A 12,684-nucleotide genomic window follows, 5' to 3' on the forward strand; every position below is an offset into this window, starting at 1 on the left:
AAAACGTGCCGAAAACGGCAAAAAACCGGGGGTTTGAGCGCCCTCAGCGCGGCGGATGTGGCGTGTTTCGTTTTCCGGCTGCGTTGATCAGACCATCCTTAGCTCCGGTTCTGTGAGGCGCCAAGGAAGACCGCTTCGACCGTGACGTTCTCCTTTTTGCCAAGGTGGTCCCGAAAGAATTCGGACGTGTCCCGGAACTCCAGACTGGTGCCGTGAAAAGGCTCCCGAATCGTCAGGTAGAAATTTCCTTTTTCTTCCCGTACTTTATCTAGCATAACCACATGGCCTCCCTTGCTGAGAATGCAAGGCCCCATCTCGTCGATCTTGCTGCTCAGGTCGCGCCACGCCGTCTTCCTGCTTTCATGCGGCCCCAACAACCCGCTCTTGTAATTAATCCTGTGCGTGACTATTTGGGAGGTTCTGCCGGTTCGCGACTGTAATGACTCCATAATTTCCAACATTTCCCGACGAAATCCAAGGCGGCTCGCTTTATACTTGTCATCGATCGATACGGCGCCGTGATCCAATAGCATCATGAGTTCGCAGGCGTGGGTGCAGTCCTTGAAACCTAGCTGCGGCACCATAAATCGACCGCCTGGCAGCGGGTAGGCCTTAAATTGGCCGATCTGGATGGGGCTAATGGAATATCCATCCGCAACGAAAGAGGCGTGCTTGCGGTCCGCAGAAGGCTCGATGCTGCCAAAACGGTGGGTGACCCGGTCTGAAGGAATGTCATAGATCAAGCCCTGCGCCACTTGGTCAACATAGTGACTGCTTGTTCCTTTCGAAGGGGGATAACGTCGGATGCGTCCATCCGAACAGCGCACCATCGGTTCTGCCATCCATTCGCGGGGGCCATCGCTCAGCAGTCTCCCGCGCTGGCCCGCAGTATTGTCCAATACTCCAGTCACGCTCTGAATCCGACTCAGAAATCCCCAACCGGACGGGGCGTGAATCGGCCTGTGGGTTTGTGCGCTGTGTACAGGGGACGGGGGAGGCAGCGATGACGAAGACACCTGGCTTATGTTGCTTCGGCGCTGCCGGCCAGCCGATGACAGCGCGGAGGACGTGCTGCCAGCTATTGCACTTGTTGATTCAGCTTGCCGTTCGCGCATTGCAAAGGGTGTTTCGTATCCTGGCGATGACCTCGGTTGCGAGCTTCTTGGTTTGGGGAATGACGGGGTGGGGACACGCGCATTCGTTCCACGCGTGCCGGTAGTCTTGGAACTTGGCGGCTGATTCGTCGCGGCCGATATGATGCGCGAATGGCTGCTCGTTTGAGTCGCGGCGGAAGAAGACTGATTGATGTGTCCTTGATGAGAATTCAGCCCCAGGCGTTGGGCGGTTCGCGCGGTCAACTGACTCGGACGCGTACTCAGCCCTTCGAAAACTGCTTGCTTATTGCGGTGGGACACCGAAGGATGCGTGGAAGATGATTCTGTGGGAGCGCGCGACGCGCTAGAAGATGATTGACTCAAGAACGAGTCGCTGCTTCCGTTTTTAATTCTATTGGACATATGGTGACAACCTGTTGTGTTTCGAACTCAAGACCGACTTCCGTTCGGTACACAGCCTCCAGACACTCAAATTCAACCTCCACAAGACCCGCACTGTTTACCCAGCGTCGTATCTTCGAGTATTCGATAAGCAATTGATCCTGCGCAGAAAAATCACGAACGAAAGTTCGAGAAGGCGAACATGGAGGGGCACGAGCGTAAGGAGGCAGCAACAAGCTCCGCGATTGGAGTTCTCTGAGCGGGGCAGGCAGCACATCACGCGCTCCCAAGAAGAGGGTTTAGATTTGGGCTGACAAAATTTTGGGGGTTGCGGCTTACAGCCCCCATCTGCAGGCGTTCGGCGAAGCGATGCGCACTGCCACCTCGCCCCATCTGGCAAGCGCACATGCGAGCGCTCCCAATCCGCTGCATGCCTTGTTGGAAGGATTGGAGGTCGCATCCGCCGCCGCACTGCCGACACTGCGTTGGCGCGCCAACCTGCTGCCTTGGTCAGCTACCTGGGTGCATTGCATGCAGCCCGACCGCTGGATTGTGTTCCATCACAGGCTGAATTGGACTGGCAGGTAGCTGTCGAGCGAGCTATTGCAGTGGATCGACGAGGACATGGATCGCAACTGCGTGGTCTTCGATGCTGCCACCCTGCCACGCATCGCCAAACGTGCCGTAGCGCTACACAGCCACCATCAAGCACAAGCATATCGAGGGCCGGGCGCTGTAGTGATGCAGGCAACGCCACCGGAAGGATTGCAGCGTGCCTGGGAGCAACTGCAAATCGGCCGCTGCACCGCATCGGCAGCGTTCGATCTACTGCGCACCTACCCGCAGGCCGCGCCAGCGGTACACGCGGAACAGGCGGCACAACTGCAACCGAGCGATCCCTCGCCGCAGGCAGCTCCACAGCAAAGCAAAACTTGTGATCGTGCCGAAGGAGAATTGACGACTGGCAGGAAGAGACCGTGCCGGCATTGGCAAGCGTAGCTCCGGCTTCCAACTCCAAACTCCAGGCAACAGCGAAAAGTTCGCAGGATCCAGTGAATTCAGACGCATCGCAGGCACGGATCCCGTTCAATATCGCCACAGGCAAGCAAGAGTCGCTGACGCCCGTCTTCAACAAGCAGGCCAACGACTTGGACGCGCAGCTCGGGGGGAACGTACGCTACAACGCTACGGACGACCGGATTGAGCAGGTGCAGGACACGCCGTTCCAGGAATCTGTCGCATCGATCAAGGACAAGATTCGGCGCAATGTGCGAGCCAGCATGACGGAGGCATAGGCGAACCAGAACGTGCGCGATGCGCTGCCCTATGTGCTTCAGTTTCCTTCCGAGGATTTCGTAGCGAAGGTGCTGGCGGCAAATGACGCGCTGCATCCGCAAGGGGTGGCTTGCGTGAAGCTGAAAAATTACTGTACCTCGGGAGACGGCACCTATAGGGGTATCCTCGGCCAGGCCAGGATAATTTTCGTCGTACCGCTATTCCAGCAGCGATGCTCGATCATTCCAATGTCGCTGCTCTGGCATGCACGAGTTTGTGCTCGACAACGGACGGCGTCCTCGCTCGCGTAACCTCCCTGCCCTGCGATGCTCCCGTCATGCAGCGTATCGAATGCATCCAACAGGCGTGGCCACTGCTCACCCATCACGTCATGGCAACGCGCAGGTCGCGCCTGACAACGTCGTGCATGGCACATAAGAACGTCTAACAAGGCATAGCGAGTAGCAGATCGGGCAGGCTTGAAGGCCGTGGAAAAACCTTAGTGTGCCCATGGCACACGCAAATTCCGAGCACTGCTAGCGCCCGGCTGACGGTGGGCACGGTGGTTTTCGGGTGACCCAGGCTGACAGCGTCGTCCAGCGAGCTGGCCCACCACGTTTGGATGTACCGTCATTGCCGCACTCGCCATTTCCGGCAATGCCAGCGAGTACTCCCGCTGTGGGGAACTTCACCGGGAGACTTACCGGTCGCAAACGCGGCCGGCAAGGCCCCTTGCGTTGAACGTGGCAGGGTGGAGACCGTCAACCGTCGCAATGCGCGCGCGGGTCACCCTCGCGCCGTGCGCGGTCGACAGACAACGCTATGCCCGCCTGGTACGTGAAGTAGCAACCGGGCCGAATGTAACACCCTGCTCTGCGCCACCCTGGCTCACACGGGCACTTCCGTAGTGGAAATCATGCCTGGTCGGACAATTCGCTGCGGCCACATATCGCACCACGAGCACATGCGCTTGCAGATCAGTTAATCGGCACGCCATGCATCGGGCGATCATGGCGAACGCCCGATGTGCCTCTCATAGCGAACGCCTGACATAGACAATCGTTATTACCTGCGTCGGCCGCCACGCGAACCCCTGAGATTTCCCTTCATATCCGCCTCGAAGTTGTCTGCAATGGGCTTGGGGATGCTCATCTTGCCTAGCGGCACTCCGCCAGCGCTTTCCAGATTCTGGCGGATTTCACCCTTTTTCCTCTCCTTGTCCAGTCGCACTTCTTCGTAATGCAGGCCTGCCATCACGGGAATCTTCAACATTTCAACAGATTTGCTGATGGAACTCCCTATCACATAGCCTTTTACCGCATCACTGGGTTTCCCGCCCCTGGCTGCACCTTTGGTTACCCTCCCGGTTGTACCCTTGGTTGCTCCCTCGGTGGTGCCCCGGGTCGTTCCAGCGGTAGCGCTCTTGGTAGCCCCCTTGGTCGCACTCTCGCTCGCCACCTTGGTGGCGCCTTCGGCGACTCCCTTGGCAGCCCCCTTGGCTGCGAGTCTGGCTGTTGGCCCACCGACGGCGCCAACCACAGCTCCCGCCATGTTGATGCCGGCCAGTTTCCAAGCGAGTGACATATCGCCACCTTGTAGTGCGGTGTCGATCACCTGTGCTGCCTGCGCTTCGCTCTCCAGTGCCAACGCTGCGGCATCGGCGACCTCGCCGATCAAGGGGATGCCGTTCAGCGCACTCAGCCCAACAGAAGCCCAGTCCATGATCTTGCTGTCCCACTTGAGGAACTCGTGCAATCCCTTGCCGAGGGTGCCGACGTCCTTCTTTTTCTTCTTGATCTCCGGTTGGTCGGCCTTGCCCATCAGCATGTCGGCAGCCGCTTTCTTCTGGCCGGGCGATGTGGCTGCATGCGTGGGTGATTTCTCCACGGTCTTGTTGGCCGCACTCATGTGATCGTGGAACTGCTCGAAGTCCTTCTGACTGATCTTGCCGGAGTCGACGACATGACCACCGCCGAAGAAACTGTGGGGCTTCTTGTAGCCGGTGATCGAGTTGTTCAGCAGGCCGAACAGCAGCGGGTCGTCCAGTAGCTGCCTGGCCGCATCGCGCACGTCCGGATCGGCCTTGTCGTTCTTGGCGATGCTCTGGAGCTTGTCGCGGGTCACCTCCTTGCCGTCGCCAAAGAACGCGTCGCGATGGCTGTTGATGGTATCCAGCGTCTTCAGCTCCGGCGCGGTGAGATGCACCTCGGATGCGGCCTTTCCGAGGAAATCGGGAGTACTCATCGACGCCGAATGTCCTGCCAGCGCCTTCCACTGGTCGGGATGCTCACGAAAGTACTGCGCAGCGGCGATGAGCTGAGGCGGGCACTTCGCGGTCTTGCTGTCGCCCTCGACCAGCTGCTTGAACGTGTCCTGATTCAGATCTTTCGGCAGGTAGTCCGAGTAACGATAGAACTCGCGCATCGCGTCACTTTCGGTCATGACCGTCGGCTGGGTCTTGTCCGGGCTGTCGGATGCCATATAGTTCTGCGTGTACCCCTTGGCTAGCCTGGTGGCGTACTCCGCCACCTGCGCATGGCCGGCCGAGAACTTGCTGAGATCGCCGGCCTTGATCTTGCCGCCGCACTTGCCATCGCCCTGCGATCCGATGGCAAAGAACAGACGCGGATCCTTCTGCAGTTCCGTCAGTGCCTGCTTCAGGTCCGGCGGTGTGGCCGGATCGTTGATTTTCGCATCCAGGTCAGCCCACGCGACCGGGAGCTTGTCCTTATGGCGATCAAGCGTGGTGACGATCTCCAGCTCATTCTGGGTGAGCGTCCCGCCATCCCACGTGACCGAAGAGCCGTCCACCGGCGGCGGCAGGTCGCGCCCCTTCATCTTCTCGGGATTGTAGGTCGCGTTCTTCCCACCCAGCGCCGTCACCTGCGAATGGCGGTCGGAAAAATCGTAGAGGTTGGCGGCAATGAGTTTTCCGTTGCACTTGCCCTGGTCGTCATGGTGGTGCTTGCCATGTCCCTGCGCCGCCATGGCGAAGAACAGGCCAGGATCCTTCTGCAAGCCCTGCAGGGCTTTCTTCAGGTCGGGTGGAGTGGCTGGATCGTTGATTCGTTCGTCGAGCTTGGAGAATTCGATTGGTGTCATGTCCCGATGCTGATTAAGCGTGGAGACGATCTCAAGCTGGGACGGCGTGAGCGTTCCCCCGTCCCAGGTCACCGATGAACCTTCTGCAGCAGGCGGCGGTGTCGCGCCCTTGATGTTCTTCGGATTGAACTCGGCATTCTTCCCGCCCAGATCTGCCACCTGTTGATGGTGATCTGCAAAGTCCCACAAATCCTCGGCTTTGATCTTGCCGCCGCATTTGCCATCGCCCTGCGAGCCGATGGCAAAGAACAGGCGCGGATCTTTCTGCAGGCCTTGCAGCGCGCTCTTCAGATCGGGAGGCGTAGACGGGTCGTTGATTCGCTCGTCGAGTTTTGCGAACTCAAGCGGCATCTTGTCCTTGTGCTGATTGAGGGTCGAAACGATCTGAAGCTCCGATGCGGTGAGTGTGCCGCCGTCCCAGGTCACCGATGACCCATCTACTGCAGGCGGCAGCCTGGATCCCTTGATGTCCTTGGCATCGAACGGGATCTGTGGCGTCGGCCAGGATGTGCGTTTGTCGATTGGCTGGCTGGCCTGCAGGTCGTCAGCCGAAGGCATTGCCCCCCCGGGAACGCTAGCGCATGGTCCATCGTTTTGCAGGTTGCTGTAGAGGGTGGCAATCGCGTTGTAAATCTGCTGCAGGAACAGGTTGTCCATTGCCAGCAACAGATCGGAATCGCCCATGCCCGAATCGGATCCAGGCGTCTGCGCAGACGCTGCGTCATCCGTTACAGGCAGGAATGAACCGGTGTTACCCCCGGTCGAGAGTGTAGTGAGCGACATGTATGCGGCCTCGCGGTAACAAAGCAGGACAGAGCAGCTGCATGTGAGTAGATGACCATACGGTCACACCGGCACGTTTCATGCGGCTGCACAACTGTCGCCACTCCCGGTACGGGGCGCACGCACCGATGAACTATTTTGGCGAAAAAAGCGCAAGGATGCGCGCGCAGGCAAGGTCCCTACAGGTCAGCGTTGGGAAACGCAGGGTCGTATAGTAGTCATCGTTCCTTTGATGACACCAGGGCGCGTTATGAACGTAGGCCGATGCGGCGATGAGCGTTGTGATCGTCACGGAACAGCTCCGCAGGCAGCCAACTTTAGCGGCGCGTGCACGGCCAAAGTGCTAAGATTTCGATGCATCCGGCGGCGACGCGAGATGATCGTCACCGGGGTCTGTCACTGGACCGTGATCCATGTGCTGGTCGGGGCGCTTGTCCGGCATCCGTCATCAGGCCAGGCGCCTCGCTGAAGTTCGTGGCATTGCTCAGGGTGGCCCATCTGCCGCAACGCCACCACTCCATCAGTCGAAGCAGCGATGCACATGCTCCTGCAGACCAATATCACCCCGCGCATTCCACGCAGGCCTGACGCGCTCAGGCGCGCACCTACCGACTGACAGTTGCCGGCCACCCTGTAGTGTCCTGGGTCAACCCAGCCGGCACAGCGGCGTTTCGCCCGGACGCAGCGTCAGCACGCGCACGCCATCGCGTGTCACTGCCACCGTGTGTTCGAACTGCGCCGACAACTTGCCGTCGCGGGTATGGGCCGGCCACTGATCCGCCTGCGCACGGATCGTCGCACGGCCCTGATTGATCATCGGCTCGATGGTGAACGTCATGCCTTCCTGCAGCGCCATGCCGGTGCCTGCATGGCCGTAGTGCAGGATCTGCGGTTCCTCATGCATCTCGCGCCCAATGCCGTGCCCGCAATACTCCTTGACCACGCTATAGCCATGGTCACGCACATGCCGCGCAATGGCGTAGCCGATATCGCCCAGGCGCGCACCCGGCCGCACCGCAGCGATACCTTTCCACATCGCTTGATATGCGGTGTGCACAAGCCGCCGCGCCGGGTAGGCCACCTCGCCCACCAGATACGTCGTACTGGAGTCGGCGATAAAGCCGTTCTTCTCCAGCGTGATATCCAGATTGACGATCTGCCCGCTGCACAGCACGTCATCGGCCGAAGGCACACCATGGCAGACCACGTCGTCGATGGATGCATTGAGCACGAACTCGAAACCGTACTGGCCCTTGCTCGCCGGCCGCGCATCGAGCCTATCGACAATCATGCGTTCGACCAAATCGTTGAGCTCCAGCGTGCTGTGGCCTTCCAACGGCAACTGATCCAGCGCATGGAACACCTGCGCCAGCAGCTGGCCGGACGTGGCCATCAAGGCGATCTCTTCCGGCCGCTTGATCACGCCTGCCCCGGTTTCAAGGCTGGCGCCCTGACACCGGCGGCGCGCAGCTCCTGCGCCACGAGGTCCTGAAACGACGACTCCGGATGCAGCTCGCACAACATGCCGACCTTGATCCAGAAATTGGCTTGCGCGTTGATCGACCGGCTGGTCACCGTGCAGGCGCGCCGCAGCTGGTCGTGCAGCTTGTCATCGATGTTGACGATACCCATGGAACCTCCAGGCAATGACTATATAGTTCATATACGAATCATATAGCACCTGCGGCGATCGCGTCACCAGCATGTATGCATGGCGAGCCGCTCCATCCCGCCGCCCGGCCTGGCACTGCCTATGCCCGGCACTGCCGGCCACGCAGATCGCCGCACTGCACCGGGCCTGCTTACTCCGCATCGCCACGACGCGGCGGCGCAGGCCCCAGGGCCAGCTCCAGCCACCGCGCCAGTTGCCTCGCCACCCGATCGAAATCGGCAATGTCCTGCTTGGCCCGGCACAGCGCCACGCGCCCTCGACGCTGGCGATGATCAGCGCGCGCTCAGAACCGACCTGTACGAGTGGTCCGTGCTGATTCCGGGCACCGGCCGCAATCGCCTGGCGGCTGCACCGTCGGGTTGTTCGCCGCTCCATGCAGTGCAGCACCGCATCATCCATGCATTGCTGCGGCAGAAGCCGTTCTGATCGCCTGGGTGATGTGCTGCAGCGTGCTGGATCTCACCGCAGAATATTGCCAGTAAAGCGGCACATCCACATGCCGTGCCGGGTCCATCAGCACCACCATGCCGCGCTCCACCGCAGCTGCCGCCAGCGTATCGGGCGCCAGACACCCGCCCATGCCCATCGCAGCTGTACTGACAAAGCCCACCGATGTGGGCAGGTAATGCACTTGGGGCGACAGCCTCACTCGGGTGACCCGCCGCATGTACCGTGCCTGCAGATCGTCCTTGCAGTTGAAGGCAAGCATCGGCGCGGCCGCCAGCGATGCAGCGGACGCCCCTGAGACATCCATCCCCATCGCCTGGCGTGTGGCGACGTGCTCCTGGGCCTCCTGCTGGGCCTGCGCTTCCAGAAACCATGCATCACTTCTTCGGCGTAAGTGTTGGAGGCAGCACGCATGCGCGTGTTGCCTCTCAAACGCCATCGACGACCCAGCCAATTTACTGGATCTGATAACGACTACTGGCATTTTGCGCCAACCAAGATCTTGCTCCGCCCAGAATGCCAGCCTCCACATCAAGCGCCGGGCCGACGTCGAGATTCGCGGCGCCAGTTTGAAACACACCCATTGCATCGACCAACTGATTGACCTCAGCCAACACCGCACGCTGCACCGGACGTCGGGACGCAGTGGTGGCAAGCGAATCCTCAGTCTGGTCAACGGCCACCATCTCGGTCGACACAGAAGCCATCAAACGATCACTGCCTGAGGTGCGGCTGGCCGATGCCGTGGTATTGCCAGCTTGCATCGGTGTCAGCAATGTTTCGAACTCCGCCGCTGAAATGCCGTGCCCACCATCTTCGGGCTGGATCATCCACAGAGCGTTATCGCTGCCCAGGAAGTGCTTGAGCACGCTCACCTGCTGATTGGCGTCACCGTCCACTCGCACGATCAGGTCTTCGCCGTTGCGATGGAAGCTCAGACGCGTCCGCTCGATACCAGCCATGAAAATGGAATCGCTGCCGCCACCGACACTCACGGTGTCCACGCCATCGCCCTCACGATAAGTGTAGACATCGTCACCCGTACCACCGAACAACAGGTCGTTGCCGTCCTCGCCAACGAGAGTGTCGTTGCCCGCGCCACCGTAGAGCATGTCGTTGCCCGATCCGCCGAAGGAACCGCTGCCACCCCACAGAAAATCATCGCCATCACCGCCTTCGACGCGGTCGTCGCCGAGCATGCCGAACAGGGTATCGTTGCCGGCCAGGCCGCGAAGCAGTTCCTTGCTTGCATTGCCGCTCAGCTGATCGTTCGCGGCGGTACCGGTCAGCACGCGCGCATAGTCGGCCGGATTGGCCTCGCCGTCACTGCTGGACACACGGGCATTGATCGCTGCGGTATCCAGCTGGGTGCCGCTGCCGGGCTGCAGGACATCCAACGCGAAATCGCCGCCAAGGAAGTGCTTGGTCACACGCACACTGCTATTAGCGCCGCTGGCCAGCGCAATCACCAGGTCATCCCCATCGCGGCTGAATCGTAGGTTGCTGACCGGTTGTCCATCCTGAAATTGCAGACGGTCGATACCGCCTCCGGTATTGTCGATCACATCGCGGCCACTACTGAATACATAGGTATCGTCGTTGGCGCCGCCCAGCATGAGGTCATCGCCATCCTCCCCGCGCAGTGTGTCGTTGCCAGCGCCGCCCTCCAGCGTGTCGTCACCGCTGCCGGTGCCATTGCCGCTGCCACCGGACAAGGTGTCGTTGCCGGCGCCACCTCGCAACGTATCGTTGCCGCCCATGCCCAACAAGGTGTCGTTACCGCCCAGTCCGTCGATCAGATCCTTACCAGTCCCGCCAGTCAGTTGCTCTCCGGAGGCGGTGCCATTGATGGTCCGGTCGGGACTGCTGCTGTTGATCAGCTGTGCGATCTGCGTTGCGGTATAACGTGCGTTGCTGGCCTGCACGACATCCATGCCGGCATCACCGCCCAGGAAGTGGCCGCTGACGCGCGCCGCTGCGATCGTCGCGCCATCGATGTGCACCAGAAGGTCGTTGCCATCGCGCTTGAACGACAGCCGGCTGCTGGCCACGCCATTCACCAGCAAGGTGTCGTTGCCGCCACCGGTGTTGTTGATGACGTCGCTGCCAGAGCTGCCATCGATAACATAGGTATCGTCGCCGGCACCGCCAATCAGCCGGTCATTGCCGGCGCCACCGCTCAGCTGATCGTTACCACCGCGTCCGTTTAACGTGTCGTTACCGGCAAGGCCAAGCAGGGTATTGGTCGCTTCGCTGCCTTCGATGAGGTTGTCCAGCGCATTGCCGGTGGCTTGGCCGCTGCCGGTCACGCGCAGGTTCTCGACATTGCCGGCTAACTGCACCTGCGAACCGGCGGAGCGCACGACGGTATCGATGCCCGCATTGGCGGACTCGGTGACTCGGTCCGAATCGGTATCGACGTAGTAGGTATCGTCACCGCCGTAACCTTCCATGATGTCATTGCCCTGACCACCATCAAGCACGTTATGGCCGCTATTGCCGTAGAGCCGATTGGCCGATGCGTTGCCGATCAGCGACAGGTTCCCTTGTCCATCCAGATAACCGTTCTCGACGTTGGCTGAGAGCGTGGCAGACACCACGGCGTAGACCGTATCGGTCCCCTGGGCTGACAACTCCACCACGGTATCGCCGACATCGTCGAGATAATAGATATCGTTGCCCGCGCCGCCACGCATGTCGTCAGCACCGCTGCCGCCATCCAGCGTATTGTTCTGGCTGTTGCCAATCAGGGTCTGACGGCCGTCGCGTCCATAGGCTGCCTGTGCACTGCTGCCCTCGACCAATACAACGCGCTCGATATTCTCGTCTGCGGTATAGACAGACAGGCTGCTTTCGACGGTATCGGCGCCTTCTCCCTCCAGTTCGACGATGGTGGTCATGTCCTGACTATCCAAGACATAGGTGTCGTCGCCGGCCCCACCCCTCAGCACATCGCCGCCGCCATTGCCGGCGAGGCGATCGTTACCGCCAAGCCCCAACAGTTCTTCACGCTGCCAGGTGCCGACAAGACTGTCGTCACCCGCGGTTCCCTCGATCACCGCGACAGTGCGTAACTCCAGGTACATCGCGGTTGAGGCGCCGTGTTGATCGGTCGCGATCAGATTGAAGCCGAACCACTCCAAACCCAAGGGCGGCGTGCCGCTGATGGTACCGGTGGCGGAATCGATCTGCAGCCATTCTGGCCCATCCACCGCATAGGTGAGCGTGTCGTCTGCATCATCGACGAAGCTGCCGGCAGGAAGCGCCAAGCTGAAAGCCTGGCCCGTGCGAGGGCTGGCATCGTACTGGAACCAGTTAGCCACTGGCGGATCGTTGGTGATCTGCAGTTGCGCAAGGTCGCCACGGCGAATGGTGCCGTCGGCGAACACGAATTCGTCGATGGTCTGCACCAGCACCAGCTCGCTGGGATTGTTCCAGTCTTCGCGCCAATAACCTTCGATGATCAAGCGATCGTCGGCAGCGGTGCCGAGCTGGACGATCAGATCGAACCCCTCACGGGTCCAGGTCGCTTCTTCAGCGATGATGCCCTCACCGAAGATCACCCGATCGGTATCGCGGCTTCCGTTGACGGAAATGATGCGGTCGGTACCGTCGCCGGCTTCATAAAAGAAGTTGTCGCTTCCTGCACGCGTGCCGTAGGTCCTGCCGTCGCCGTTGAATCCGACCGTGCCGTACAGCACGTCGTTGCCGCGGCCACCGTAGATGTCGGCGCCGTACAGTGCCGCGTGGATGGTGTCGTCGCCCTCCTCGCCATACAGCGTGTCGGCCTCATTACTGCTGGTGGCAAGATTAAGGCAACGCTGATCAAGTAGTCGCAACGGCCAGCGAACTGGCCGATCCGGCTCATGACGCACTTGGATCTACGATCAGCCGTCCTTCCATGCCCGT

At 60.4% G+C, this 12,684-nt stretch carries 6 protein-coding genes and 1 pseudogene; 1 reads left to right on the plus strand and 6 read right to left on the minus strand.

The annotated features are described in order from the left end of the window. Window positions 1-98: 98 nt before the first annotated feature. A complete protein-coding gene (locus tag XCSCFBP4642_RS0118955) occupies window positions 99-842 on the minus strand; it encodes a hypothetical protein (protein ID WP_235048240.1) in 744 nt (247 codons plus the stop codon). Between the two features lie 1,607 nt (window positions 843-2,449). On the opposite strand from XCSCFBP4642_RS0118955, the pseudogene XCSCFBP4642_RS30885 reads away from it, so the two are divergent. Then, window positions 2,450-2,956: pseudogene (locus XCSCFBP4642_RS30885) on the plus strand (hypothetical protein); the annotation flags it as partial. An 880-nt stretch (window positions 2,957-3,836) separates the two neighbouring features. On the opposite strand, the gene XCSCFBP4642_RS0118970 reads toward XCSCFBP4642_RS30885, so the two are convergent. The 5 genes from XCSCFBP4642_RS0118970 to XCSCFBP4642_RS0118995 form a co-directional block, all read right to left on the minus strand. After that, the gene (locus XCSCFBP4642_RS0118970; protein ID WP_033898557.1) at window positions 3,837-6,656 is read right to left on the minus strand and encodes an HrpF/NolX family T3SS translocon protein; all 2,820 of its coding nucleotides are present in this window, start codon (window positions 6,654-6,656) and stop codon (window positions 3,837-3,839) included. 646 nt (window positions 6,657-7,302) lie between these two features. Then, a complete protein-coding gene (map, locus tag XCSCFBP4642_RS0118975; RefSeq protein ID WP_029221159.1) occupies window positions 7,303-8,079 on the minus strand; it encodes a type I methionyl aminopeptidase in 777 nt (258 codons plus the stop codon). Next, window positions 8,076-8,288, minus strand: a complete 213-nt coding sequence (locus XCSCFBP4642_RS0118980) for a ParD-like family protein (protein WP_029221160.1) — start codon at window positions 8,286-8,288, stop codon at window positions 8,076-8,078. The genes map and XCSCFBP4642_RS0118980 overlap by 4 nt, the downstream gene beginning before the upstream one ends. Window positions 8,289-8,719: 431 nt before the next feature. After that, complete coding sequence (locus tag XCSCFBP4642_RS25320) at window positions 8,720-9,214, minus strand: ArgP/LysG family DNA-binding transcriptional regulator (protein WP_029221161.1); 495 nt, start codon at window positions 9,212-9,214, stop codon at window positions 8,720-8,722. A gap of 16 nt (window positions 9,215-9,230) precedes the next feature. Further along, entirely contained in the window at window positions 9,231-12,650 is a 3,420-nt protein-coding gene (locus tag XCSCFBP4642_RS0118995) for a putative Ig domain-containing protein (RefSeq protein ID WP_228325818.1), read from the minus strand. Window positions 12,651-12,684: the final 34 nt, after the last annotated feature.

Origin of the sequence: Xanthomonas cassavae CFBP 4642 (genome assembly GCF_000454545.1) — a bacterium.
Lineage (GTDB): Bacteria > Pseudomonadota > Gammaproteobacteria > Xanthomonadales > Xanthomonadaceae > Xanthomonas > Xanthomonas cassavae.

What these genes read in the sequence shown, in the direction of transcription:
- XCSCFBP4642_RS0118955 (WP_235048240.1), bottom strand. Translation starts at nt 842, where the DNA reads ATGGCAGAACCGATGGTGCGCTGTTCGGATGGACGCATCCGACGTTAT.
- XCSCFBP4642_RS0118970 (WP_033898557.1), bottom strand. Translation starts at nt 6,656, where the DNA reads ATGTCGCTCACTACACTCTCGACCGGGGGTAACACCGGTTCATTCCTG.
- XCSCFBP4642_RS0118980 (WP_029221160.1), bottom strand. Translation starts at nt 8,288, where the DNA reads ATGGGTATCGTCAACATCGATGACAAGCTGCACGACCAGCTGCGGCGC.
- XCSCFBP4642_RS25320 (WP_029221161.1), bottom strand. Translation starts at nt 9,214, where the DNA reads ATGGCGTTTGAGAGGCAACACGCGCATGCGTGCTGCCTCCAACACTTA.